This is a genomic window from Hymenobacter montanus, assembly GCF_014699115.1.
GTDB classification, from domain to species: domain Bacteria; phylum Bacteroidota; class Bacteroidia; order Cytophagales; family Hymenobacteraceae; genus Hymenobacter; species Hymenobacter montanus.
This window is the reverse complement of record NZ_JACXAD010000019.1, coordinates 71,569-97,077: the sequence shown is the minus strand read 5'-3', so window position 1 is coordinate 97,077 and position 25,509 is coordinate 71,569. Positions and strand designations below refer to the sequence as shown.

24 protein-coding genes are annotated in these 25,509 nt (G+C 63.6%); 10 read left to right on the top strand and 14 right to left on the bottom strand.

The genetic code is table 11. From position 1 onward, the window contains the following. Position 1 precedes the first annotated feature (1 nt). A complete protein-coding gene (gene kdpF / locus IC235_RS22875; protein WP_223847360.1) occupies positions 2–79 on the bottom strand; it encodes a K(+)-transporting ATPase subunit F in 78 nt (25 codons plus the stop codon). 315 nt (positions 80–394) lie between these two features. Further along, the gene (locus IC235_RS16220) at positions 395–745 is read right to left on the bottom strand and encodes a DUF7674 family protein (RefSeq protein ID WP_191006244.1); all 351 of its coding nucleotides are present in this window, start codon (positions 743–745) and stop codon (positions 395–397) included. Positions 746–1,008: 263 nt separating this feature from the next. Between IC235_RS16220 and IC235_RS16215 the strand changes: the two genes are divergently transcribed. Next, positions 1,009–1,368: a hypothetical protein gene (locus IC235_RS16215; protein ID WP_191006243.1), complete on the top strand. Its 360-nt coding sequence runs from the start codon at positions 1,009–1,011 to the stop codon at positions 1,366–1,368. Positions 1,369–1,396: 28 nt separating this feature from the next. On the opposite strand, the gene IC235_RS16210 is transcribed toward IC235_RS16215, so the two are convergent. The 9 genes from IC235_RS16210 to IC235_RS16170 form a co-directional block, all read right to left on the bottom strand. Then, positions 1,397–2,758 (bottom strand): sigma-54-dependent transcriptional regulator, encoded by a 1,362-nt coding sequence (locus tag IC235_RS16210; protein WP_191006242.1) that lies wholly within the window; start codon positions 2,756–2,758, stop codon positions 1,397–1,399. A 46-nt stretch (positions 2,759–2,804) separates the two neighbouring features. Next, complete coding sequence (locus IC235_RS16205; RefSeq protein ID WP_191006241.1) at positions 2,805–4,787, bottom strand: KUP/HAK/KT family potassium transporter; 1,983 nt, start codon at positions 4,785–4,787, stop codon at positions 2,805–2,807. A gap of 274 nt (positions 4,788–5,061) precedes the next feature. Further along, complete coding sequence (locus IC235_RS16200; RefSeq protein ID WP_191006240.1) at positions 5,062–5,718, bottom strand: phosphatase PAP2 family protein; 657 nt, start codon at positions 5,716–5,718, stop codon at positions 5,062–5,064. A 17-nt stretch (positions 5,719–5,735) separates the two neighbouring features. After that, a complete protein-coding gene (locus tag IC235_RS16195) occupies positions 5,736–6,767 on the bottom strand; it encodes a sulfite exporter TauE/SafE family protein (RefSeq protein ID WP_191006239.1) in 1,032 nt (343 codons plus the stop codon). Positions 6,768–6,775: 8 nt separating this feature from the next. Next, positions 6,776–9,202, bottom strand: coding sequence for a TonB-dependent receptor domain-containing protein (locus tag IC235_RS16190; RefSeq protein WP_191006238.1), 2,427 nt, complete (start codon positions 9,200–9,202; stop codon positions 6,776–6,778). Between the two features lie 99 nt (positions 9,203–9,301). After that, the gene (locus IC235_RS16185; RefSeq protein ID WP_191006237.1) at positions 9,302–9,733 is read right to left on the bottom strand and encodes a PepSY-like domain-containing protein; all 432 of its coding nucleotides are present in this window, start codon (positions 9,731–9,733) and stop codon (positions 9,302–9,304) included. Positions 9,734–9,858: 125 nt separating this feature from the next. Next, on the bottom strand, positions 9,859–10,704 hold the full coding sequence (locus IC235_RS16180) for a phosphatase PAP2 family protein (RefSeq protein WP_191006236.1): 846 nt from the start codon (positions 10,702–10,704) through the stop codon (positions 9,859–9,861). 94 nt (positions 10,705–10,798) lie between these two features. Beyond that, a complete protein-coding gene (locus IC235_RS16175) occupies positions 10,799–12,046 on the bottom strand; it encodes a sensor histidine kinase (protein ID WP_191006235.1) in 1,248 nt (415 codons plus the stop codon). Next, entirely contained in the window at positions 12,043–12,720 is a 678-nt protein-coding gene (locus tag IC235_RS16170) for a response regulator transcription factor (protein ID WP_191006234.1), read from the bottom strand. Before IC235_RS16170 ends, IC235_RS16175 begins: the two co-directional genes overlap by 4 nt. Positions 12,721–12,945: 225 nt before the next feature. On the opposite strand from IC235_RS16170, the gene IC235_RS16165 reads away from it, so the two are divergent. The 3 genes from IC235_RS16165 (at position 12,946) to IC235_RS16155 (ending at position 18,600) form a co-directional block, all read left to right on the top strand. Beyond that, on the top strand, positions 12,946–14,274 hold the full coding sequence (locus tag IC235_RS16165) for a TolC family protein (RefSeq protein WP_191006233.1): 1,329 nt from the start codon (positions 12,946–12,948) through the stop codon (positions 14,272–14,274). Positions 14,275–14,328: 54 nt separating this feature from the next. Further along, on the top strand, positions 14,329–15,303 hold the full coding sequence (locus IC235_RS16160) for an efflux RND transporter periplasmic adaptor subunit (RefSeq protein WP_191006232.1): 975 nt from the start codon (positions 14,329–14,331) through the stop codon (positions 15,301–15,303). Between the two features lie 168 nt (positions 15,304–15,471). Continuing rightward, the gene (locus IC235_RS16155) at positions 15,472–18,600 is read left to right on the top strand and encodes an efflux RND transporter permease subunit (RefSeq protein ID WP_191006231.1); all 3,129 of its coding nucleotides are present in this window, start codon (positions 15,472–15,474) and stop codon (positions 18,598–18,600) included. 7 nt (positions 18,601–18,607) lie between these two features. On the opposite strand, the gene IC235_RS16150 is transcribed toward IC235_RS16155, so the two are convergent. Further along, on the bottom strand, positions 18,608–19,420 hold the full coding sequence (locus IC235_RS16150) for a phosphatase PAP2 family protein (protein WP_191006230.1): 813 nt from the start codon (positions 19,418–19,420) through the stop codon (positions 18,608–18,610). 191 nt (positions 19,421–19,611) lie between these two features. Then, on the bottom strand, positions 19,612–20,328 hold the full coding sequence (locus IC235_RS16145) for a sulfite exporter TauE/SafE family protein (protein ID WP_191006229.1): 717 nt from the start codon (positions 20,326–20,328) through the stop codon (positions 19,612–19,614). 487 nt (positions 20,329–20,815) lie between these two features. Here IC235_RS16145 and IC235_RS16140 point away from each other — a divergent pair, with 487 nt between their 5' ends. After that, positions 20,816–21,049: a hypothetical protein gene (locus IC235_RS16140; RefSeq protein ID WP_191006228.1), complete on the top strand. Its 234-nt coding sequence runs from the start codon at positions 20,816–20,818 to the stop codon at positions 21,047–21,049. Between the two features lie 9 nt (positions 21,050–21,058). Here IC235_RS16140 and IC235_RS16135 read toward each other — a convergent pair whose 3' ends face one another. Next, positions 21,059–22,084 carry a YncE family protein gene (locus IC235_RS16135; RefSeq protein ID WP_191006227.1) on the bottom strand — a complete coding sequence of 342 codons (1,026 nt, stop codon included), beginning with the start codon at positions 22,082–22,084 and terminating at the stop codon, positions 21,059–21,061. A 622-nt stretch (positions 22,085–22,706) separates the two neighbouring features. Here IC235_RS16135 and IC235_RS16130 point away from each other — a divergent pair. From IC235_RS16130 to IC235_RS16110, 5 genes are all read left to right on the top strand, one after another. Continuing rightward, positions 22,707–23,708: an ArdC family protein gene (locus tag IC235_RS16130; RefSeq protein WP_191006226.1), complete on the top strand. Its 1,002-nt coding sequence runs from the start codon at positions 22,707–22,709 to the stop codon at positions 23,706–23,708. A 69-nt stretch (positions 23,709–23,777) separates the two neighbouring features. Next, a complete protein-coding gene (locus IC235_RS16125) occupies positions 23,778–24,068 on the top strand; it encodes a hypothetical protein (protein WP_191006225.1) in 291 nt (96 codons plus the stop codon). A gap of 25 nt (positions 24,069–24,093) precedes the next feature. After that, positions 24,094–24,423 carry a hypothetical protein gene (locus IC235_RS16120; protein WP_191006224.1) on the top strand — a complete coding sequence of 110 codons (330 nt, stop codon included), beginning with the start codon at positions 24,094–24,096 and terminating at the stop codon, positions 24,421–24,423. A gap of 45 nt (positions 24,424–24,468) precedes the next feature. Further along, the gene (locus tag IC235_RS16115) at positions 24,469–24,645 is read left to right on the top strand and encodes a hypothetical protein (RefSeq protein WP_191006223.1); all 177 of its coding nucleotides are present in this window, start codon (positions 24,469–24,471) and stop codon (positions 24,643–24,645) included. 465 nt (positions 24,646–25,110) lie between these two features. Beyond that, positions 25,111–25,509: a hypothetical protein gene (locus IC235_RS16110; RefSeq protein ID WP_191006222.1), complete on the top strand. Its 399-nt coding sequence runs from the start codon at positions 25,111–25,113 to the stop codon at positions 25,507–25,509.

Sequence of the window (25,509 nt, the reverse complement as noted above, 5' to 3'; positions counted from 1 at the left end):
CTTAGAAGCGCTCGGGCCTGAGCAGCACGTAGACCAGGTAGCCGAACACGGCCAGCGAGAGGATAAAAAGCGCAATCATCATGGCAGGGCGGGGCTAGATGTGGTCGAAAAAGTCGACCGATTTGTAGAAGAGCCAGAAGCCGGCCAGGCCGGCGGCCGTGAGCAAGGGAATCATCAGAAAGGAGGACATAGGGACCGGGGCTAGTAGCATTTGGTGGATGGGCTGGCAGGCAGCAAGCCCAGGCCCGGTTTGGCAAGCAGTCGGCTGTTTTTGTTGTAACTAGCAGTAGGTCAACGATAAATAATTTGCACGGGGACATAGGCGTACTCATTGCCCCGTATCCGGCCGTAGCGTTTTGCTAGGGCACCGTAGCGAAGCGCTACGGCCAACTGGCTAGGGAAGCATAGTGGTGTGGGGCCGGGCGAAGGACTGGTACAGCGCAGCGGGCATGAGCTGGCGGGCCAACTGGTTGCCGCGGGTGCTGCCGTCGAGGTGCAGGCCGTGCAGGTACCCGGTTTCGATGGCGGTCCGCAGGCAGTGGTCGGCGTGGTGCAGCAGGCGGTCGGCCACGGCAAAGCAGTGCTGCAGCACGTCGAGGCGGCCGGCGTCCGCGGCGCGGCGGGTGAAGTCGGCAAAGCAGTCGAGCTGGCGGTAAAGGCTGCCGCTCATCTTCGGCGCGTGCGGGGCCTGCTTCAGCTCGGGAAATTCACTCGTCAGCAGGGCGGCCGTTTCAAGTGGGCTCATAGGCGTAGGGGTAAGACAAGCCAGTCAGTTGGCCTGCTTACCGGGGTACAAGGCCGGCACCACGCTGGCCGGTCTGGGGTCGCGTGCGGGATAATTGCTTTAACTGCAATGGGTTGCACTTGCCCCTCTCCCCTGCCCAAGGGTTTTGGCGTATGCGGCACCGTAGCGTTTTGCTAGGGGTAGTTAGTGAAACGCTACGGTCCGCTATTGGTAGATGCGGCCGCAGGGCCGCGTTTCCGGCATTTTCCGGCCTGGGCCCAAAGTTGACGAGGCCGCAGAGCCCCGGATTCACGGGCCTCCTGTTTGCTGCCATACCCGACCTGCTCACCGAAATTACCCGCGCCGCCAAGGCCTACTACGCCCAGGCCCCGGCGCTGGGGCTCACGCAAACCGACTTTCTCGATTGGGTAGCCACGTTGCCGATTAATCGGCAGGCCGCGGTGCGCCGGCAGGGTTTCGTGGCTGCGCAGGCCGAGCCGGCTTTCCTGCGCTACTGCCTGGAGTGGCGCGGCTACGATATGTGGGGGTTCATGGCCGCCCGGCTGAGCCTGGCGGCGTTTGCCCTGTGGGAAGCCAACGGGCAATTCAACGGCGACCTGCCGCCGAACGGTATTGCCCGGTAAGCCAAAGGCGCCGTGGGGCAGCAGTCGGTTACAGCCCGTACTCCTGGATTTTGCGGTAGAGCGTGGTAATGGCAATGCCCAGCACCCGGGCCGCTTCCGTCTTGTTGCCTCCGCATTCGAGCAGGATGCGCTGGATGTGCTGCTTTTCGGCGCTGCGCAGGCTGCGCTCGTCCTGTGCCGAGGAGGCCGGCGAGCCCACCAGGGCAAAGAGCTGCAGCTCATGTGGCAGTCCTTCCACGGTCAGCGGTTGGTCAACCGGCGTGAGGATGGAGGCGCGCTCGAGCACGTTCTTCAGCTCGCGCACGTTGCCCGGCCAGGGGTAGTGCTCCAGAATGCGCAGGGCGTCGGGCGTGACGGTCAGCGGGCGCTGGCGCAGCTTGACGGCGAAGTGCTGGAGGAAATGCGCGGTGAGCGGCGCCACGTCGGCCCGACGGGCGCTCAGGGCGGGCACGGGCACCACCACCACCGAGAGGCGGTAGTACAAGTCGGCCCGGAAGTGGCCCTGGTCGGCTTCCTGGCGCAGGTTGCGGTTGGTGGCGGCAATGATGCGCACGTTGGCCCGGGTGGGCCGGGTGTCGCCGACTTTGGTAAACTCCTGGGCTTCGAGCACCCGCAGCAGTTTGGCCTGCACGCCGGGCTCCAACTCCCCGATTTCGTCGAGAAAGAGCGTGCCGCCGTGGGCTTCCTCGAACAGCCCTTTCTTGTCGGCCTGCGCGCCGGTGAAAGCGCCTTTCTTGTAGCCAAACAGCTCGGATTCCATCAGCTCGCGCGGAAAAGCCGAGCAGTTGACGGCCACGAAGGGCTTGCGGCGCCGCTCGCTGCCGTAGTGAATGGCCTGGGCAAAGAGCTCCTTGCCGGCGCCGGTGGGCCCTTCGAGTAGCACGGTGGCATCAGTGGGGGCCACCTGCCGGGCCGTGGCCTTGGCTTTTTCCAGGGCCGGGGAGTGGCCCACCATGCTCTCGAAGCTGTACTGGGTGTCGACTTTGCGCTCCAGCTGGGCCACGCGCTGCTGCAGGCGGAACCGGTCCATGGCCCGCTCCACGACCACCAGCAACTGATCGTCGGAGTCGCCCTTGGTCAGGTAGTCGAATGCCCCTTCCTTCATGGCGCGCACGCTGTCGGGAATCGTGCCGTAGGCCGTCATCAGGATGACTTCAGCCAGCGGGGCCAGGGCCTTATAGCGGGGCAGCAAGTCGAGGCCGCGGCCGTCGGGCAGCTTCACGTCGCTCAGCACCACGCCGATGCTGTCGGCCTGCTCGCGCAGGGCCTGCAGCCCGCGGTGGGCGTCGGGGGCCTGCACCACGGTGTAGCCTTCCAGCTCCAGGGTGCGGGCCACGGCCTGGCGCAGCATGGCCTCGTCGTCAATAAGTAAAATCGTGCCGTGGGGCATGGATAGGCAGGTAAATAAGCGGCATGGAGACAAACGAGCACGCCGGCTAGTAGATGCGATTGAGGGAAATATCCTGCGGGGCGGAAATAATCAGGGGTACCTTCTCCACTTTTACCGAACTGGTATCGAGGCCAAAGTACTGGACTTCGGAGGCAATGAACTGCTTGATGTAGAAGTAGGCCTGCATGACCATCCTCTCAACCCAGGGCAGGTCATTTTCCACGGAGAGGAATTTTTCCAGCACCACGAAGCGGAAGTCGCCGGTCACGTGCTGCTTGCTCAGCGACTCGTAGCGGGAGGTGATGTCCACTTCCTTGTTGAGCACGAGCTCCTCGATGACTTTGCGGAAATACAGGTTGATGCGCTGCTCGACGCGGAAGCCCAGGCGGAAGGTGATGCGCAGCACGTCGTTGGGCGCAATTTCCGTCACTTTGTACTCCATCGTGTAGGGCTCGTCGGTCGTGTTCACGTGCACAAACCAGTAGATGTCGGCCCGCTTGGGGCGCTTCTGAAAGATGGAGTAGATGATTTTCTGCTCGATTTCCGAGGCCCGTTCGGCCCCGCTTAGAAACACAAGGTGGGTCGAGTACTTGGGCACGCTCTCGTCGTTGCTCAGGGCAATGAGCTGTTCGGCGTAGGGTTCCAGCTTGACCATGTCCGTCAGGCGGCGCTTGATGAAGTGGGCCCGCAGCCACACGTACATCACGGCCATGAGCGAGGACCCGATGACCAGCGACACCCAGCCGCCGTGCGGAAACTTAATGAGGTTGGCCACCAGGAAGGAGCCTTCAATGCTCACATACACCGCCACAAAAAGGCCAATTAGTACCGGATTTACCCGTTTCAACCGCAACCACATGGTCAGCAGCACCGTGGTCATGAGCATGGTGATGGTAATGGCCAGCCCGTAAGCTGCTTCCATGTTGCTGGATTCGCGGAAGTAGAGCACCACCCCGATGCAGCCCAGCAGCAGCAGCCGGTTCATGCTGGGCACGTAGAGCTGGCCCTTCACGTCGGTAGGGTAGTTGAGCTTCACCTTGGGCCACATGTTCAGCCGGATGGCTTCGGCTACGAGCGTGAACGAGCCCGTAATCAGGGCCTGCGAGGCAATGATGGCCGCGATGGTGGCCACGCCAATGCCGATGAGCAGGAACCATTCGGGCATGAGGGCATAGAAGGGGTTACGGCCGTCCAGGTTCTGGCCCTGGTGCGCCAGCAGCCAAGCGCCCTGGCCCAGGTAGTTGAGCACCAGCGTGGTTTTGACAAACACCCAGCTGATGCGGATGTTGCCCTTGCCGCAGTGGCCCAGGTCGGAGTAGAGGGCTTCGGCCCCGGTGGTGCAGAGAAACACCGAGCCCAGCAGCCAAAAGCCGCCGGGGTATTTGACCAGCAGCTCGTAGGCGTAATAGGGGTTGAAAGCCCGCAGAATGGTGGGGTTCTGCACAATCCAGCTCCCGCCTAGCACCGCCAGCATGGTAAACCACAGGAACATGATGGGGCCGAAGGCCTTGCCCACAATCTGGGTGCCGAAGCTCTGCAGCAGGAACAGGCCCGCAATGATGCCGATGACAATGGGAACGGTGGGAATGTCGGGGTACACCGCCCGCAGGCCTTCGATGGCCGACGACACGGAAATAGGCGGTGTAATCACGCCGTCGGCGAGCAGGGCCGCCCCGCCTACAATGGCAATGGCCGAAAGCCAGGCTCCGCGCCGCCGCACCAGGGCGTAGAGCGAGAAAATGCCGCCTTCGCCGTTGTTGTCGGCATTGAGCGTGACGATGACGTACTTAATCGTCGTCTGTAGCGTCAGGGTCCAGATGACGCACGAAATGGCACCCAGAATCAGTGCCGGCTCAATCAGGCCCGGTACCCGGGCGCTTTTGAGAATGGCCGACATCACGTACAGCGGCGAGGTGCCGATGTCGCCGTAGATGATGCCCAAGGCAATGAGCAGGCCAGCCGTGGAAATGGCGGTATGGGCGTGGCTACTGGTCTTGGATGGGGAGTCAGCGTCGAGTGTCTGGGCCATAGGGTTATTGTGTCGGTCTGCTTACGCAAATACCACTGGCAAGTAAAGCCAAAGAGCCGGCAACCTATCGATTCTTACTTGGTGTGACGTGTGTGGGATGGATTGGGCAGGTTTTTTCACGGGACTTACTGCACAAACGAGTGTAGCAGTCCGTCACATCTATGGCATACGGAAGGGCGTAAACATGACTTGCAGCTTAAGCCTTTGCCGGAGCTACTACCTCATGTAGCAAGGACAGTTGGACAGAGAAACTATGGGGCAATAATTTCCTGGTTTAGGGGTTGAGCCGGCTGGGCGGCAACAACATGTACACGCCCGTGACCCAACCCAGCGAGGCTATCCAGCCCGAGAGCACGTCGCTGGGGTAGTGCACGCCCAGGTACACGCGCGAAAAGCCCACGGCCAGCACAAACAGGGCCCCGGGCAGCCACACCCGCCAGCGCCCCCGGGCCAGCAGCAGGCCCAGTGCCAGCACCACCGCGGCCGAGCCCATGGCGTGCCCACTGGGGAAGCTGAACGACGTTTCCGGGGCCAGCGACAACCAGAACGCCGGCCGGGGCCGGCCCAGGATGGCCTTGGCCAGCAGGTTCAGGGCGGCAGCCCCGCCCACGGCCAGCCCAAAAAACCACGCGTAGCGGGGCTGCTGGCGCCACACCAACACACCGGTGAACAGGACGGCCGCTACCGTCATCGGCACGGGCCCGCCGATGGCGGAGCAAAACAGAAAAAAAGAGTCGAACGCGGGCGTGGCGTGCACGTGGGCCCAGCGGAGGAGTTGAAGGTCGCCGTAAAAGCCTTCGCCCTCCTCGATTTCGGAACTAGCTTTTAAGAAAATGCCCCAAGGCAGCACCACACCCAAGAGCAGCAGCCATAGCAGGCGGCGCTTGCGGGCCAGTAGCAAGGCAATAAGTTGCGAAATGCGGGTAAGCATGGCGTAGAGTAACGGCGTTAGTGGGGTACGTTCAGCGCGCGCACCCGGCCGCCGTCGTTGAGGTACAATTCGTAGTAATGGGTGTGCAGCTTCCACACTTCCTCAATTTTGAGAACGGGCCGGCCATGCCGGAGCCGGGCAATGGCCGCTTGCACATCCGGGGGCAAGTCGGCCAGGGCCACGGGCTGCTCGATGGCGGGACTCTCGTCCAGTTCCAGTTCCAGGGTAAGGCTGCCACTGTGCCACCACCCGGTGATTTCCAAATCATCGCCCAGCAGGGCCGCGCTGGCGCGCAGGTTTTGGGTTTCGCGCAGTTCCGCGCCCGCCGAGGAGAGCATGAACGCGCCGCTCAGCACCATCGCCGCGTACCCAATGCGCCGGAACGCCTGCTCGGGCAGGTAGCGAACGAGGCGCTTGGTGCCGGCCGTGGCCAGTACCGCGCCTACCGCCACACTTGCCCCTGCCTGCCAGGCAGCGGTGGTGAGCAGTCCCAGCCACAGGTAGAGGGCCAGCTTGATGAAGTGCAGCAACAGTTCATTAGCTGCCCGGGTGGCAATTACCGCGTCCCGGCTCAGGCCATGGCGAAAGTAAAACTTGTTGAACAGCAACCCCACCGCCCCGGTCAGGTCCGAGAGGAAGCCGGCCAAGAAGCCCAGCACCCCCAGCTTCAGGCCGCTTGCTGCCACTGCCGGCTCGGCCACGGCGGCGTCCTTTCGCCAGAGCATGGTCAGGTTCGACAGCAAAAACAGCCCGATGACTACCTCCAGGTACAACGGGTTGAGGTACTTCAGCAGATACGCCCCGAGCAGCACGCCCGGCACCGCGCCCGGCACAAAGCGCCGCGAAATGGACCAGTTGATGTGCCGCCAGAACAAGCCGAGCTTCGACGCCGTGCTGGTGGCCGTGCCCACCGTCAGCGCGGCAGGCACAACGGAAGCCGGCAGCACCCGCGCCAGAACGGGCAGCAGCAACAGGCCGGCGCCCCCGCCGCTCACGGTGCTCAGCGCAAAGGCAAGCAGCGCCGCCGCAAATACGAGTAGTAAGCCCATGCGCTTGCTTATTCGAAGCCGCCGCCCTCGTCCTCCCGCTGCTTCTTGTCCGGTTTGGCGTTGCGGTTTTGGCCGAAGCGGTAAGTGAAGCCCAGGAAAGCAATGCGCGACTCGCGCTTGAAATGGCTGGCCGTAGCCAAATCGGTGCCGTAGGCCGTGAAATCGAAGTGCAGGGTGTTGAAAATATCGGCCACCCGTAGCGTGAGGGTACCCCGGTCGCCGAGCACGTTGTACTTGGTGGCGAAGTCCACGTTGAAGTTGCCGCTGCGCGTGCCCTGGGCCGAATTGATGGGCGAGCGGTAGTTGAGGGCCACCTGCGCATCCAGGCGCTTGCCGAGCGTGAACACGTTGTTGAGCCGCGTGGTAAAGACCTGGCTGGCCGTGTTGATGGGCGTGCCGTCGAGCGAGGCGCCCACAATGAGCCGGCGAAACGTGGAAGCCGTGGCGTTGGCCTTCCACCAAGTGGTGAGCGGGCTGGCGCCCACCAGCTCCAAGCCGTAGGTGGTTTCGGTACCCAGGTTCTGGCGGGTGGTGCTCGTGACGAGGTTGCCCGTCAGCGGGTCGGTAATGACCCGGCGGAAGCCCTGGGCCGTGTTGGTTTCGACGCGGTAGAAGGCCGTCGTGTTCAGGCTGCGGCCGCTGGCGAAGCTGATTTCGTGGCCCAGTTCCACCGAATGCACGTACTCGGGCAGTAACTGCGGGTTGCCGGTCACCAGGTTCAGCTGGTCGGAGCGGTCGGTGAAGGGGTTGAGCTCGCCCGCGTCGGGCCGCTGGATGCGCTTGGAGTAGCTGGCCTGCACGCGCTGCTCGTGGGGCAGCTCGTAGGCCAGCACCGCGCTCGGGAACCAGGCCAGGTACTGCTGTGTGAACTTTTCACTGGTGGCCACCTGGTTGCCGTCGAGGTTGGTTTGCTCGGCGCGTAGGCCCGCCTGGTAGCTGAAGTTTCCTTTGGACCCGGCGTAGATGCCGTAGGCGGCCTGCACGTACTGGTTGTAGATGAAGCGATTCGAGGGGTCGAAACCCAACGTGGGTACGCTGCTGAAGTGGTAGTCGATGTCGTACTGCCGCAGGCTGCTGCGCGCCCCCACTTCGAAGCGGCTTTTCTCGCCCAGCGGGTGCACGTAGTCAACTTGGGCCGTGCCCTGCTGCGTGCGGGTGGTGGTGCGCTGCTGCTGTTGCATCAGCCGGTTGTCGGCGTACAGGATGCTAGAGACCACGTCGTTGTCGGCCAGCAGGGGCGTGTAGATGGCGCTGGCGGTCAGCTCGCGGCCCTTGTGCTGCTCCCACACGCGGCGGTAGTCGGCCGTCACGTCGGCTGAGCGGAAGGTGCCGGTGCTGGCGTTGGTGCGGCGGCTGGTGCCAGCCGGCACCACTTGGTTGCCCAGGGCGGCGTTTACCTGGCGCGAGTCCAGGGTTTCGTCGTTGGCCAGCGGGTTGAAACGCGGCTGCACGGCCAGCGTGAGGGTTTGCTCGGGCGTCAGGGCGTAGTCGAAGCCCAAACGGGCGGCGTGCGAAGTCTGCAGGTTGGTGCCGCTGCGGTCCTGGTGCAGCACCAGGTTGTCGGCGCCGGCGCGGGTGGTCTGGTCCAGCGTGCCGTTGATGCGGCGGTGGTCGCGGCGAAAGTCATAAGAGCCGAACCAGTTGAGGTTGCCTTTGCGGTAGTTCAGGCTCAGGGCCGCGTTGTACTTGTCGCCGGTGCCCACCAGGGCCGTGGCCTGCCCGTTGAGGCCGTCGCGCTGCTCTTTCTTGAGGACGATGTTGAGGATGCCGCTTGCCCCGCTGGCATCGTAGCGCGCCGAGGGGTTAGTTACCACCTCCACGCTCTGGATGCTGCTGGCCGGAATCTGGTCGAGCGTGGTGCCCGTGGGTTTGCCGTCGATGAAAATGGTGACCCCGCTGGAGCCGCGGATGCTCACGGCCCCGGTTTGGTCGACGGTGACGGAGGGCACGTTCTGCAGCACGTCGATGGCCGTGCCGCCGCTCACAGTCAGGTCCTTGCTCACGTCGACGACCTTTTTGTCGAGGCCGCCGGTTACCACGGCCCGCTCGGCGGTCACCACCACGTCAGTGAGCTGCGTGGCCGCCGTGCGCAGCCTTAGCGTGCCCAGCGCCAGCACGGCGCCGCCGGCCGTGAGGCTGATGACGCGCCGGCCGGTGCGGTAGCCCACCGCCGTGGCCCGCAGCACGTACTGGCCCAAGGGCAGCGGCGCCAGCTCGAAGGCGCCCACCTCGCTGGCCTGGGTGCCGGCCACGAAGGTGGAATCGGCGGCGCGCAGCAGCACCACGCTGGCAAACGACACGGGATTGCCGGTGCCCACTTCCAGCAAGGTGCCCCGCACCGAGCCCGGCTGGGCCTGCGCGTGCGCGGCCAGCCACATTCCCCACCACAATCCCAGCAAAAGCCCCAGCCGGGGCATCATCCTTTTACGCAACATTCTTCTAATTAACAAGGCAAAACCGCCGACTTACCGGCTGGGCATAAAATGCCCCGCCAGGCACGGGGGCCGGCAGGGCACGGGGGAAATGGGTAGATTTTACTGGGTGACAACCTTGCCGTCGGCCGTGAACAGCACGTCCTGCTCCTTGCCGCCTTTGCTCACTTCGGCTTCGTACACGGTGCGGCCGTCGGCTTTGGCGATGGTGGCGGCTTCCTTCACCTGGTAGGCTTTGTAGTCGCGAGCCAGGGTAGCGCGCACGGCGGCGGGCAACTCGGCAACTTTCATGTCGGTTTCGGTTTCCTGCAGCACCCCGGCGGGCGTTATCACGGCCGACATGGTTTTGCCGTTCTGCTTGAAACCGGCTTCGTAGTCGGTCCCTTCTTTTTCCCAGGCCACGGTTTTCACCGCCGGGAATTTGGCTTGGAACGTGGCTTTCGCGGCGGCGGGCACCTGGGCCGCGGCCACTTTCTGGGCGTGGGCGGAACCGGCCAGCAGGGCGGCTACGGCGAACATCAACACGGTTTTCATGGGCGAATGAGGTGTAAAGTGAAAGTGCACGGCAAACCTACCGGCCGATTCTGGAGCTAATCTGGACCCGAACATTTCGGATGGACGCCGGGGAAATAGCCACTTTTCCAGGTCGGGCAACGCTATTACAGCAGGACCACGGCCGTGACGCCCACGCTGCCGTCCAGGTACAGGGGCAGCACCACGGCCCGGTCGCCGAGGCCCTTCACCAACTGGCGGTGCAGCCACGGGTACACCCAATAAGCCAGCTCCGTGGAAAGCAGGCCCACGCCCGCGCCTGCCAGCACGTCGGACAGCCAGTGGTTGTCTTTGGCGATGCGCAACGCGCCGGTGGCCGTGGCCACCGTGTAGCCGCCCACGCGGTACCAGCCGCTGCGCCCGCCGTACTCCTTGTCGAGCAGGCGGGCCGCCGAAAAGGCCGCGCTGGTGTGCTGGCTCGGAAAAGAATCGAAGCTGTTGCCCTGTGGCCGCTCGACGTGGGTGAGCTGCTTTAAGTTGCTGGTAAGGGTGTTGTTGATGGTGTAGGCAAGCCCGAAGAGCAACGCCTGGTTCAAGGTGTTATGGCGGCCTTTGACGCCCACCAGGCTCAGGCCAAGGCTGGCCAGCGCGGGCACGTGCCGCAGCTGGTCATCCAGGCTGGTTTGCAGGTGCACCCGCGCGGTGACTTCCCGGCGCAGGGCTTCGTCGGTTTCGAAGACGTCGACCTTTTCAGTACCCAGCACGGCCAGGGTGAGCAGCGTGGCAGGAACCACGGTGCGCCGAAAAGCCGGGCTACCGGTGAGGCGATACAGACGACCGGGCGTAAACACCCGCAGCGAGTCCGGTCGCAACGGACGGGTTGGCGGCACGGCGCCAGCGGCCTGGGTATCAGCGGGCCAGCGGGTTTGGGCCCGCACGGCCGGTCCAGCCAGCAGCGTCAGCGCCCACACCAGGGCCAGCACCCCGCGCATTCCGCCTCCCGGACCAATCATTTGCTGCCTCATGTTTCTGCTGCGCCGGACCACTGCCCGGTCCTGCGAGTGGCAGTGTACGTGGCAATTCTGGGGAGAATCTGACGCCACCGGGCTAAAACGTCACCCGCAGCGTGTGCAGCGCCCCTGCCGGTATAAACGAGTAGCTCAACCGAAAGCCGTAGTAGGTGCAGATTTGCTCGGCGATGGACAGGCCCAGGCCGGGCGATTCGGAGGCGGCGTTGTGCTTGCGGAAGCGGCCCAGCAGCAGCATGGGGTCGGTGCGCAGCTCGGGGCCGGTGTTGGTAATTTCCAGAGCAGCCGCCCGAAGGTGCACCCGGAGCAGGCCGCCGGGCAGGTTGTGCTTCACCGCGTTTTGCAACAGGTTGCCGATTAATGACTCGGCCAATCCGGGATGCATCACCGCCGACACCGGCGCCAGTGTTCCTACTTCCAGTCGCAACTCCTTGGCTTCCATGAAGTCGTGAAGCTGGCGCAGCTTCTCCTGCACCACCGCGTCCAGCTGCACGGGCACGCCGTCCGTAAACTGCCGGTTCTCAATCTTGCTGAGCAGGGTGAGGGCCTGGTGCAGGCGCGAGAGGCGCAGCGCGGCCCGGTACACGTGCTGCACCGCCCCCACCGCCCGTTCGGGCAGCTCGGGGTCCTGCACCAGCTGCTCCAGTTGGGCCTGCATAATGGCCAGCGGCGTCTGGGTTTCGTGGGCCGCATTTTCGGTGAATTCTTTAAGGGCGCGGTAGTCAGCGGCCACGCGCTGGGTGAGCTGGGCGACGGCCTGATTCAGCTCGCTGAACTCGTCGATGGGCGTAGCGGGCAGTACCAGCGACTGCGGTTGCTGCAGCTGGTAGCCGCGCAGGGCCTTGAGCGTGTGCCGAAACGGGGCCCACAGCCAGCGCGAGAGCCACTGGTTGAGCAGCAGCAGGCTGCCAAAGAGCAGCGCCATCACGGCGAGCATGACCGTCAGGATAACCTTGAGGATGTCCTCGGTTTCGAGCAGCGATTTGCGCAGCGTCAGCCAATGGCGCTGCCCCTGCACCGTTACCGGAAACGAGATGACGCGGAAGGGAACCGCCTCGTGCTCCACGGGGTCAAAAATGACGGTGTCCCGCAGGCTTTCGGACCGGGTAGGGCCGTCAATGGTGAGCTCCTGCGGCATGGTGATGGTGGGCAAGGCCCCCGTGACCCGGATGCGTTCGGTGAGGTAGGTGCGCTGCTGCTGCAGCTGCTCGTCCACCTCGTGGGCCAAGGCATGCTGCAGGCCGGTGTACAGCACGCCGGTGCCCAGCACGAAGAGCAGGGCGCTCAAGCCCAGGTAGTAGCGGTTGGTGCGGGCGAGGAGCTTCACGCCGTTTCGAGCTTGTAGCCCAGTCCGTAGACGGTGCGGATGTAATTGTCGGCGCCGTGCTCCTGCAGCTTTTTGCGCAGGTTTTTAAAGTGGGTGTAAATAAAGTCGAACGAGTCGGCCATGTCGGCGTCGTCGCCCCAGATGTGCTCGGCGATGGCTTCCTTGGTGAGCACGCGGTTGGGGTTGGCCAGCAAAAAGAGCAGCAGGTCGTACTCGCGACGCGTGAGCGTCAGGGGCTGGTCCTTCACCAGCACCAGGGTCTGGTCGGGAAAGATGGTCAGGTCCCGGAACATAATATGGCGCTGCCCCTGAAACTGGCGCCGCCGGATGATGGACCGTAGCCGAGCGTTGAGCTCGGCCAGGTGAAAGGGCTTTTGCAGGTAGTCGTCGGCGCCCAGCTCCAAACCCTGCACCTTGTCGTCGAGCGAGCCGCGGGCCGAGATGATGAGCACGCCGGCCAGGCTGTGGTCGGCTTTGAGGGTGCGCACCAAATCAAGCCCCGAGCCGTCGGGCAGGGTCAGGTCCACCAGCACACAGTCGTACTGGTAGAGCTTGATTTTCTCATGGGCCTGCTCGTAGTTCTCCGCGATTTCGCAGATGTAGCCGCCGTGCCGGAGAAAATCCAGCAAGGTGGTCCGCAACGGGGCTTCGTCTTCAACAATGAGAATCTTCACGGAATAGGGAAATACGACCGCGGCAGCGGCTGGCCGCAGGGGCGGCAAGTAGGTACAAAAATCTGGGGTAAATCTGTAGCAAATCCGCTCCAAACGGGGCAAGCCATTTCGGCGTACTGCCAGCAACGCCGCGCCCGACGCCAGCGGCACTCCCCGGCGCTGGTCCAGATTTACCCCAGATTTCGACGGGAGCTTTGGCTTATCCTTCACTTGACCCCAAGTGCCTTGCGTTCAACCCTGCTATCCATCGCCCTGCTGTTGCTCCCGGGCCTGGCCCTGTCCACCCGGGGCCAGGAGCCCGGCGCCCCGGCGGTGCTCAGCCCGGCCCCGGCCCTCGCGCCGCCCGCCAGCCCGCGCCGGTTGGAGGACTTTCTGCTGGTGGCCCGCCAAAACAGCCCCCTGCTGCGTGAAACCGCCAACCAAGTCGCGCAAAACCGACTCGACAGCCTGGTGCGCGCCCGCCAGAACGGCGTGCAGGTAGCCGGCATCGGCTCGGCGCTGTACTACCCCTCGGTGACGAACAGCCGGGGCGAAAATGTGCTGGGCTACGACGAGGCCATTTCCAACGGCGGCAACTACGCCGCCATTGCTCAGGCCACCAAGCCCATCCTCAACCGGTTTCAGCTGCAAACCGACTACCAGATTCTGGCCAGCCAGGGGCAGGTGCTGCGCAACACCGGCCGCCTCTCGGCGCTGGATTTACGCCGCAGCATCACCGACCAGTTCCTCACCGCTTATGCCGCCGAAGCCCAGCTCACCTTCAGCCGCTCGCTACTGACGCTGCTGCGGCAGCAGGACGCGCAGCTGCGCCAGCTGGTGAACGGCGGCATCTTCAAGCAGACGCAATACCTAAGCTTTTACCTCTCGGTGCGCACCCAGGAGGTGACCGTGGAGCAGGACCGGCTGGCCTATCGCCGCGAGCTTGGCACGCTGCGGGCGCTGGCCGGTGTGGCCGACACGGCCCTCGTGACGCTGGAAGCCCCCGTGCCGCCCACGCGGCGGCCCCTGGCCGGCCTGCTGGCCCCCGCCCAGCGGCAATACACGCTCGACAGCCTGCGCCTGCGCCTCGACCGCCGGGCCGTGGACGCGGCCTACCGGCCCAAGCTGAGTGCCGTGCTCGACGCAGGCTTGCAGTCGTCGTCTTACCTGCCCGTGGCGCTGGCCCACAGCGTAGGGTTTGGGGGCGGCTTGCAGCTCTCGTTGCCCATTTTCGACGGCCACCAGCGCCAGCTGCAGTACCAGCGCCTCGACCTGAGCGAGCAGAGCCGGCGCGGCTACCGGCAGTTCCTCACGGTGCAGCGGCGGCAGCAGTACGAGCAGCTAGAAGGCCTGATTCGGGCCTCGGATGCGCTGCTGGGGCGCATCCGGGAGCAGGTGAAGGTGGCCGATGCGCTGGTGGGTGCTGCCCGGCAGCAACTGGCCACCGGCGACGTGGCCATCCTCGACTACCTGAACCTGGTGACCAGCTACCGCACCCTGCAGTTCAGCCTGACCCAGGCCCAGACCGACCAGCTGCGTAGCCGGTTTGCCCTGGACTACCTGGCCGAACAGTAACCACCCGGTTGGCCAACTCCACGCCTAAGCTGGCCAACGTTCCATTTTTATGCCATGACGCAACTTCCCCGCTTGCTTTTCTTCGCTTTTCTCGCCGGCCTGGTGGCTTGCGGCTCCAAAGACCCGGCCGACGCGAAAGCCGATGCGCCGGCGGCTGACGAGGAAGAATCCACCGTGAAGCCCCGGGCGCTGGTTACGGTGGGCACCGTGCAGACCGATACGCTGACGGACGTGTTGCGGCTCAGCGCCGTGTCGGCCTTTCCGGCCAAGGATGCGCTACGGGCCACCACCACCGGCTACGTGCTGGCGCCCACGCCCGTGGTGGGGCAACAAGTGCGCGCCGGCCAAACGGTGTTCACCATCCAAACCAAGGAGTCGAAGACGCTGCATTTGGATAAGCTCACCGGCGACCCGCGGCTGAAATTCAGCGGCATCATCCCCATTAAGTCGGCCCGAAGCGGCATTCTGGCCACGGTGGACAAGCTGGCCGGCGACTACGTGCAGGACGGCGAGCAGCTGGGCCTCACCTACGACAAAAGCCGTTTCGGCTTCGTGCTCGACGTGCCCGTGACCCAGTTGCGCTACGTGCACACGGGCCAGAGCTGCCGCATTTTCCTGCCCGACGGCCGCGTGCTCAGTGGCCGCGTGGCCGAGGTGCTGCCCACGGCCGACGTGAGCATTCAAACCCAGCGCTACACTATCCGGCCGGTAGGGGCCGTACCGGACTTACCCGAAAACCTGACCGTACAAGTCGAGCTCGACCGCACGGCGCCCCACCTAGCCAACACCCTGCCGCGCGGCGCCGTGCTCACCGACGAAACCCAGACCGAGTTTTGGGTGATGAAGCTGCTCAATGATTCCACCGCCGTGAAAGTGCCCGTGACGGTGGGCACCCAGGAAAAGGACCACATCGAAATCAAGCAGCCCCGCTTCTCCTCCCGCGACCGAATTCTGGTCAGCGGCAACTTCGGCCTCGACGACACGGCAGCCGTGAAAGTGACCCGGCCGGCCGCGGCCGAACCGGAGTGACGGGGCCGTAGCGCCCACCCCGAACCCGACCAGAGCTGCCGGCGGGCGCCGCAAAGCATCTCTACCACGGAAGCACCCCGAGTGAAAGCTTCCGATTCGCTGCAACGGATGCGGTAGAGATGCCTCGCGACGCCCCGGCCGTCCTCCCACCCCTTGATTCCCGCTACTATGCCCCGCTTTTCTCCCTTCCAAGCCTACAAGGCGCCCATTGCGGTGCTGCTGGCGCTGGCCCTGGCCCTGGGCACGGTGGCCTACCGGCGCATCAATGTGGCTCTGTTTCCGGAGGTGACGTTTCCGAAGGTGAAGGTGATTGCCGAGAACGGCTTGCAGCCCGTGGACCGCATGATGGTGACCGTGACCAAACCCATGGAAGACGCCATGAAGCGCGTGCCCGGCCTGAAGCTGCTGCGCAGCACCACCAGCCGCGGCAGTTGCGAAATCTCGGCCTTCCTGGACTGGAACGTGGACGTGGCCAAAAGCCAGAGCCTGATTGAGTCGCGCCTGAACCAGATTCGGGGCGACCTGCCGCCTACTGTGCAAATCTCCGTCGAGCGCATGAACCCGGCCATTCTGCCGGTGATGGGCTACACGCTGGAGGCCCCCGGCAAGTCGGCGTTGGAGCTGCGCAAGCTGGCCTTGTACACCATCAAGCCCTTTATCTCCCAGGTCGAGGGCGTGTCGTCGGTGGAGGTGCAGGGCGGGCGCACCAAGGAGTTTCAGGTGCAGCTGCTGCCCGACCAGCTGGCCGCCCTCGGCCTGGGGCCTGATGATGTGGCCACGGCGCTCAACGCCACTAACTTCGTGCAAAGCAACGGCTACCTGAGCGACTACCGCCGCCTCTACCTGACCGTCACCGACGCCACCATCCTGCAGAAAGAGGACCTCGAAAACATCGTGCTGCGCAACGACGGCCGCCGCATTGTGCGCCTCGCCGACGTGGCCACCGTAGCCCTGGGCGAGCAGCAGGAGTACACCCGCATCAACGCCAACGGCTCCGACGCCGTGCTCGTCTCCATCCTGCGCCAGCCCGACGCCAACGTGGTGCAGGTGTCCGACGGCGTGCGCGCCAAAGTAGCAGCCCTGCGCGCCGGGTTGCCGCGCGGCGTGCGACTGGCCACCTATTACGACCAGGCCGATTTCGTCTCCGAGGTGGTGCGCTCGGTGCAGGACGCGCTGTGGATAGGCCTGGCGCTGGCGCTAATCGTGACGGCCTTGTTCCTACGCTCATTGAAAGCCACGCTCACCATTCTCGGGGCCATTCCAGTGGCCCTGGCCCTCACCATAGCGGTGCTGTACTTTGGCCTGGGCTACTCCTTCAACATCATGACGCTGGGCGCCATCGCCGCGGCCATCGGCCTGATGATAGACGACGCCGTGGTGATGGTAGAGCAGCTGCACCGCGTGGGCGAAGACCACCCGGAGGCAGCGCCCGGCGAAGTGGTGCGCCGCTCGGTGGGCCACCTGTTGCCGGCCCTCATCGGCTCCTCGCTGAGCACCATTGTCATCTTCCTGCCCTTTGCGCTGCTCGGCGGCGTAGCCGGGGCCTATTTCAAAGTGCTGGCTACTACGATGGTAGTGGCGCTGCTGTGCTCGTTTCTGGTGGCGTGGCTGGGGCTGCCGGTGATTTACCTGCTGCTCAGCGGAAAGAAAAAGCCCACTCCCGAAAGGGCGGATGCCCTTGATTCGCCCTCGAAAGTGGCGACGGATGGCAGCGCGGAAGTGACGCCCACAGTAGATTCCAACCACCACGAAATCCCCTGGGTGCGCTCGGTCATTCGCCACCCGGCCTATTCGGTCATGGGCATTCTGGTGCTAATTGGGGTCATCTGGTTTATCATTCCGCGCCTGGCCACGGGCTTTCTGCCCGACATGGACGAGGGCGCCATCGTGCTTGACTATAACTCGCCACCCGGCACCAGCCTCGAAGAAACCGACCGCATGCTGCGCCAGGCCGAAAAGCTCATCGTGCAGGTGCCCGAGGTGGCCAGCTACTCCCGCCGCACCGGCACCCAAATGGGCTTTTTCATCACCGAGCCCAACAGCGGCGACTACCTCATCCGCCTGAAAACCGACCGCCAGCGTAGCACCGAAGACGTGATTGCCGACATCCGCGAGCGCATCGAAAGCACCCAGCCGGCCCTCACCATCGACTTCGGCCAGGTGATTGGCGATATGCTCGGCGACTTGATGAGTACCGTGCAGCCCATCGAAATCAAGGTTTTCGGGCCCGACGCCACCAAGCGCTACGCCCTGGCCGACCAGGTAACGGCGGTGGTGGAAAAGGTGCGGGGTACGGCCGACGTGTTCAACGGCATCGTGCGCATGGGTCCCAGCGTGGACGTGCGCCCCGACCCGCGCCGCCTGGCCCAGTTCGGCCTCACCGCCACCGACTTCCAGACCCAGTTGCAAACCCAACTGCAGGGCACCACGGCCGGCTCGGTGCTCGAAGGCGAGCAGCTGCTTAACATCCGCCTGCGCTACCCCAACGCCGCCCAGGCCAACCTGACCCAGATGAGCGGCGAGCCCGTGTTTCTGCCCAACGGCCAGCGCCGCCGCCTCGACGAGCTGGCCACCGTGCGCGTGACGCCCAGCGAAGCCGAGCTGGAGCGCGAAAACCTGCAGGCCATGACCGCCGTCACCGCCCGCCTCGACAACCGCGACCTGGGCAGCGCCATGGCCGAAATCAAGCAAAAGCTGGAAAAGGAAGTGCCGCTGCCCCCGGGCTACTTCATCCAGTACGGGGGCTCGTATGCCGAGCAACAGCAGTCGTTTCAGGAACTGCTCACCATTCTGGGCACGGCCTGCCTGCTGGTGTTTGCCGTGGGCCTGTTTCTGTTCCGGGATTTGAAAGCGGCGGGCCTGATTCTGCTGGTGGCCGTGCTGGGGCCGGCCGGCGGCAGCCTCGCCCTTTTCCTCACCAATACGCCGCTGAACGTAGGCTCCTACACCGGCCTTATTATGGTAGTGGGCATCATCGGCGAGAATGCCATTTTCACTTTCCAGCAGTTCAACGAGGCCCGTGCCGAAGCGCCCGTGGAGCAGGCCATCGGCTACGCCATTGCCGCCCGCCTGCGTCCCAAGCTGATGACGGCGCTGGCGGCCATTGCGGCGCTGCTGCCGCTGGCGCTGGGCCTCGGGGCGGGCGCGCAGCTGCACCAGCCGCTGGCCATTGCCGTAATTGGCGGGCTGCTCCTGGCCCTGCCCTTGCTGCTGGTGGTGCTGCCTAGCCTGCTGCGCCTGGCGTATAAGAACGAGCCCGCCCCCGTAGCGCCGGCCCCGTTGACGCCGGTGGCCTGAACAGCACCTACTTGCTGGGGTGCCAGCTGAGGGTGAGGCCCGAGGCACCGCTGCCAAAATAGGCGGGCGCCATGCCAATGTCGCGGCCGATGGACTTGCGGCCCCAGCGGTTGCGGTGGGTGAGGTAGGCCAGGTGGGCCGAGAGGATGCCAAAGCCTGCCCCGGCCACCACGTCACTCTGCCAGTGCTTGTCGTTTATCATGCGCAGGGCGGCCACGCTCGTGGCAATGGTGTAGGCGCCCACGCCGTACCACTGGCTTTTGTCGCGGAATTCGGTGTGCACGATGCTGGCCGCCAGAAACGCCTGGGCCGTGTGGCCCGAGGGAAACGACAGGTTGTCGGAGCCGTTGGGCCGGGTTTCGCCCGCCAGGTACTTCACGGCGAACGTGGACGCCAGCATGATGGCCTCGCCCTTGGCAATGATGAGCAGCGTGTTGATGCGGTCGTTGCGCGACTCAACGCCGGCCAGTGCCACGGCGCCCAGCTCCAGGTAGGGCAGGAAAATGACCGTGTTGTCAATCATGGTGTTGACGGGTCGAAACTGCTGCTGCACAAACGTCCGCTCGCGGTGGTTGATGCCCGCGTCGCCCTGCGCCGTGATGGCGCCGTAGGTGATGAGCACGGCCGGAATGGCTACGGCTTTGAACAGCTTGCTCTTCAGCAAGGGCTGCTTCACGGCCGACGGTACGCCACCGGGGTTTTCGTATTTCTTGGTGGTGTCGGCCGGGGCCGTCGGCGGGGTGACCTGGGCCTGAACCGTGGCATAGGAAGTCGTTCCCAAAGTCAGGGCCAGTGCGAAGCGAATAGTAAGGGAGTGCATGAAGGAAGAAGGCAAGGCGGTGAAAGACGGTTAACTCCTGGCCAGTCTTTCAGCCAGGAACGTCCGTGTACGGAAGCATTCTGGAGGAATTTTGTAGCGTTTGCACAGAATTCAACGAGATAACCTTCCCGCCAGGCATCCGGGCCTCGCCAGCGTGGTGGCGAAGGCCCGGTTCGGTCATGCTGGCCTCGTTACGCCAGAAACATCATCTGCAGCCCGAAAACCACAATCAGGCCTTCCACTACCATCAGGAACTTCTCTTTGGAGATGCGGCTCAGCAGCAGTTTGCCGGTGTAGCTGCCGCCAATCATGGCCACGCCGGCGAAGGTGCCCACCAGCAGCCCCTTGGTGGTGACCAGCGAGTACTTGCTATAGACCACTATTTTGGTGAGGTGCAGCACCAGGGAGGCAAAGGCATCGCTGGCCACGTAGGCCACCGGCGGCAGGTTCAGACCCAGGAAAAACAGGGCCCCGGTGGGGCCGGCGCTGCCCGTCAGGCCCGACAAGAAGCCGGTGAGCGTGCCGCCCAGCACCATGCCGGGGTTGCCCAGCTCCACCTTTTTGGCCACGTTCAGGTGGCGATACACCACCACCAGCACCAGAAAACCGCCCACCAGCTTGAATACCCAGTCGGCGTTCAGGCCCGAGTACAGGCTGCTGGAAAGAATGGCGAAGGGAATCGAACCAGCCAGGAAATAGAGTATGGGCTTCCACTGCAGCTCGTGCCGGCCAAACCAGAAGCGGGAGGCATTGCCGAATATCTGGGCCACGGTGAGCACCGGAACCGCCTCTTTAATCCCGACAATGTTGGCCAGGATAGGCAAAAAAATCAGTGCCCCACCAAAGCCGACCGAGGCAGAAACCGTGGCCGCCAAGTAGGCAACCACAAAAAGCAAGAGGTATTCCATTGATAAAGGACAGTAATAGTGAATGGACGGGTCGGCACAAACGGCAACCCAGGGCTGCGCTTTGATTCGGGAAATGTCGTAGCCGGGTACCAAGCCGCCGAGGCGGGCTCGCATAACCGTACGGCGCCCAGGCCTGGCATTGCCCGGACTTACGCACCTTCCGGACTGGTGCAGACTATCAGCATGGCCAGGGAAAGCACTCCGTTTCGCAGCAGGCAGGTAGCACTAATTGAAAAAACTGTACCAGAATGAAACACCTGCTTGCGGGAATCGCTAATAGGAAGCAAAACCACGAACAACCACCTGAAATCCCCGACCAACTGCCAGCTTTTTCCGAAGTCAGCACAGCGCTCTTGCCCGGAGCCCTTGCCGGGTCACTACCCGCCTCCCTACTGGTCCTCCCGATTGTGCACAGATTTACCGGGTAGCTTGCCGCCTCCTGAAATCAGCGAGCTTCCCGCAAAGCCTGCCCGGCACCACCCACCTTATGCAAATCCCCCCGTTTTTTCAGCATACCCAGCACGTTACCGGCATAAAGTCAAAAGCCCCGGAACCGGAGCGGTATCCGTTTCACGACAACGACGAGTGCCCCATTGGCCAGGAGATAAAGCAAAGCGGTGACTGGAAGTACTACGAGCCTCATTCCATTGCCGAAACCCGTGCCCGGTGTGCGGTGTGCATTACACTCAACCACCAGGCAGCGTCCAAGCGTTCCTCCTAGCACGCGCGGCTATTTTCCGTATTCCAGCACCCGGAATGTGCCCGGCACAATGCTGGGGCGGGGGTGCGGGTTTTCCGCCGTTGGGGCTGGGGCCGGCCCGTAGTCCGCCGTGCACGTAAACAGGTGGTGGGTTTTCGGGTCCAGGGCAATGGTGCGGGCCCCGCGGGCCGTGGTCAGGTTGCCTACCACGCGGTACTTGACGGGTGAATCTTGGTGGATGACGGTGAAAGTGCCGGAGGCCCCGTTCGAGGTGATGACGTTGCCTGTGGTGGGGTCGAACACGGCCCCGTCGGCCCCTTTGCCGATGGGCAGCACGGCCACCTGCTGGCCGGTTTTGCTGTCGGTCACCACCAGCTTTTCATTGGCACAGGCGCTGAAGAGGCGGTGCGTTCTGGGGTCGAAGCCCAGGCCGGTGGGTTCCTCGCCGGGGGCCAGGGAGTGGCGGGCCTTAACAGCCAGCGTTTTGGCGTCGAAGGCAATGACCTCGCCTTTGTCTTCGAGGTTGACAAAAATGGTGCCCTGGCCGTTGGAGGCGGGGGCTTCCACGTCGCCGCCCAGCTCGGCGGTGCCGACCACGGCGCCGGTGGCCCCGTCGAGCACGGTGCTGTTGCCGCCGGCGTTGCTGAAGAGGAACACCCGCTTCGAGAAAGCATCATAGAATAGGGCGTCCGGCTTGGGCCCCGTGGGGATGGGCGCTCCGATGGGCTGCAGAGTTTTCAGGTCGAACACTACGCACGTGTTGGTGCGTCCGCAGGTAATGTAGCCGCGCCCGGCCGCCGGCACCACCTCGATGCCGTGCACGCCGGGCGTGTTGGCAATGGTGCCGATGACCTTGCGGGTTTGCAGGTCCACCACTTCTACCCGGGTGCCGTGCGACACGTAGAGGCGCTTCCCGGCCGGGTCGACAGTCAGGTAGTCCCAGCCCCCTTCGCCGCCAATCGGGATGGTATGGAGTAGGTGGTAGGGAGCAGCCTGCTGGGCCTGCGCGGCCCCGAAGCTGCAAGTCAGTAATGAGGAAATGAGCAGTTTGTTCATGCAATTGGAAAGCTTGGGAACCCCCGCCGTCGTTTGTAGCGGGCTTTGAGGACTCGGAAATGGGGCTAATTCTTACCCGGCCCAACTCGGCTATGGGTGAGGCGAAACAAACGTAGTCGCCGATTCTGACGAGAATCTGACCATGGGGTTTTCACCCGTAGCTTGTTTTCACGGGGTGGCAATACCGGGTAAATATTCGACTGTGGTGCAGCAATACTCCCTCGAGTAACATGTCTGCACTCGCTGCCAGTTGCAAACACGCTACTGGGCTGGCTTGGACCATTTTCCTCCCATGCTGCAGGTACGGGCAGCATTACTACGGGCAGCATTACTAGGAGCTGTTGACTGCCTGACACGAACCATTGTATCGTGACTTAGCATCCATTATGGGGCAGTTATAGGGCAGTGCCCGCTTATGAAAAGTGGTTTTTCAACTATGCAGCTCGCAGGCTAAACGCATTGAGAGTGCAGCAGATTAAACCCTTTTGCAGGTGGGGCTGTGGGGGGATAAAGTTGAATAAAAAGAGCAAAAAGATACATGATAAAGAGCAAAATGTAAACTATTAGCAGCCTGATTTCGTTTAATAAGTATAGTAAACGCCCACAAAAACAGCGCTTTATCATGAATAAGACTCGCAAGCCCGCCGCCCTTACTGCTGCTACCTGTGCCTCTCCCCGCCCCGATGTGTACCAGATTGTGACCGACCGCATTGTAGCCGCACTAGAAGGCGGTATCATTCCGTGGCGCAAGCCGTGGAACGCCGTCTATGGCCTGCCCCGCAACTACGCCACGGGTGCCGCTTACTCGGGCATCAACGCCTTTCTGCTGCACTTCAGCGGGGCCCTGCCCTTCTTTCTGACGTTCAAGCAGGCGCTGGCCCTGGGCGGCAACGTGCGCAAGGGCGCCAAAGGGCATCCTGTGGTGTATTACAATGTGTCGGTGCGCGAGAACGAGCAGACCGGCAAGGAGGAAAAGTTGCCTTTTCTGAAGTACTATACCGTGTTTTCGGTGGAGGACATTGAAAACATTGACTTTGTGCTGCCCGAGGTGGAGCGCCACGCGCACACGCCCATTGCCGCCGCCGAAGCGATTGTCAGCGGCTGGGACGGCCGCCCTGTGATTGAGCACCTGCACCAGCGGGCGTACTACTCCCCGTCGCTGGATATGGTCAACATGCCCGAGCGGGCCACCTTCACCACGGCCGAGGGCTACTACGCTACCCTGTTCCATGAGCTGACGCACAGCACCGGGCACGCCTCCCGCCTGAACCGCCCGGACCTGACCGCCGGCGAGGGCAAGCAGTCGGCCAGCTACGCCCGCGAGGAGCTGACGGCGGAAATGGGTGCGTCGTTTCTCTGCGCGGCTGCCGGCCTCGATACAGACCAAACCGAAGAGAATGCCGTGGCCTACATCCAGACGTGGCTGGAGCGCTTAAAAAATGACAAAAGGCTGGTGCTGCAGGCTGCCAGCAAGGCCCAGCGCGCGGCCAAGTTCATTCTGGGGGTACCGGAGGAGGAAGAGGCTGCCCCCGCTCCTGCCCGCGCGCTGGAATTCGTCCCCGAAGAAGACGAAGTCAGCCGGCAGTACCGGGAAGCTGAACTCAGCTGGTTGGCTGCTGCCTAGGTCGGTGCCGCGGGCCGCTGTCTCCGGCGGCCCGCCAGCTGTTGTTTTCATTATTTCTCCCTACCGCCCATGAATGCAAGCGAAGCCCCCGTTTTCGGCGATGCCGATTGGAACCAGTACCGCGCCCGGGTAGCCGCCGCGCTGACCGACGTCGAAGCCGACATGCAGCAGCGCGGCTACGGGCTCAACTGCGAAGGCCTTACGCTGGAAGTCGCCGAGCGCCTGCAGCTGGGCGTGGCCACTGCCGAGGACTTTGAGGTGCTCGAAGCATTGGTAAAAGCCCTGCTGCCCGTGGCCCGGGAGGCAGTGCGCGCCACCCGCGAGGAACAGGCCGGGCAGTACTACCTGCTGCTGATTTAACTCTCTTTGCTTTCGATTTCCTGCCATGACCAACTTCCCCCAGCTAACCGTCGGCGAGACCGTGCTGTACTCGCGCGAGCGGGCGGTGGGCCTGATTTATGAGGTGTACGAGCGGGGCCCGGGCGAGCGGCCCGGCGTGCAGCTGCTGCTCAGCGACGGGCGCGAACTGAGCGGCTTCAGCGCCGAGGAGGCCGACCGGTTCCTGCAGCCCCTGGGCCATACGGGCCTGTGCTACGAATTCACCCACGTGGGCCAGCTGCATGCCGACTACCACCGCGGCCACTTTGCCGCCGCCTTCGCCAGGGCCCGGCTGCTGGCCCGCTTCCAGGACCCGCGCTACCTGGACGTGCCCTGAGCGGCCCCGGTTGCCGCGCTTTCCCTTACCGCTTACTCTTTCCCCATGCATCAGCGAACCGACTCCGCCACCCCATCCAACCCGTTTCCGCCGCAGCAGGCCTACCTGGCAATTGAGCTGCCGCCCGCAGACAGGGCCGAAAAACGACGCCTGCTGGTCTTGCGCCGCCACGTGCAGGCTCACCCCACACTACCGATTTGCGCGGGCTGGCGGGGGCGGTGAAGAAGCTCTTGGGTTCCGGCTACGAGGTTGGCTGCGGCAGCGCTCATATCTGGGTGCAACGTGCCGGCGAGCCGCAGCGCCTAGCCATCGTGGCCGACCGGTTGACGACGGCCTACCGGGACTGGTTTGAGCCGCTGCCCGAAGCTCCTGCTACCAGCCGTACCCTCCGCCGGTGCCCTCCCGGGGAGCCGCTTGCCTCTGGCCCCGGGCAGTTATAAGCCCTGGTCATGTGCCATCTAAGTGCAGCCGCCGTATCCGGTGGCTGCGCTTTTAACATGTTGTACAGGGGGGCAGTGGGGCAAAGAAAGTAAAATAAAAGGAGCAAAAAGGAATATAATCTAGCTAAAAAAGAGAACGAGGAAAGTGTGTTTTGCGTTTTATATACAGAAGCAACGCTCAATAAATCAGCTCTGTATTATGGGAAAAGCCATCCGTTCAATCGTCGTAAAGCCGCTACTCTTCAGCTTGCATAACACCGAACTGGTAAAGCCCGAGGGCGCCAACTTCCAGCTACCGCCCCGCCTGTTTCTGCGTACCGCGCCCGAGCAGCCCGCGCTGATTGTCGCCGTGTGTGGCACCACGGGCAAACTCTTTCCGACGACGAGCTACGACGGCGGCCCGTTTCAGGTAGTGGGCGGCGATGCCTACGCTACCCGGCAGGCCCTGGGGACCTTCTTCCAGACCCAGCACGCGGGCATGCTGCCCGCCGCGGGCGCTGCCACGCTGCTGGGCGTGGACGGCAGCACCCGCGAGGTGCGCCCCGAGAAGGGCCGCAAAAGCTTTGGCCTGGCTCAACTGTACGCCGCGCTGGAAGCCAACTACATCGACGTGCACTGCCCGCAGCACGGACCCTATGAGGGCTAA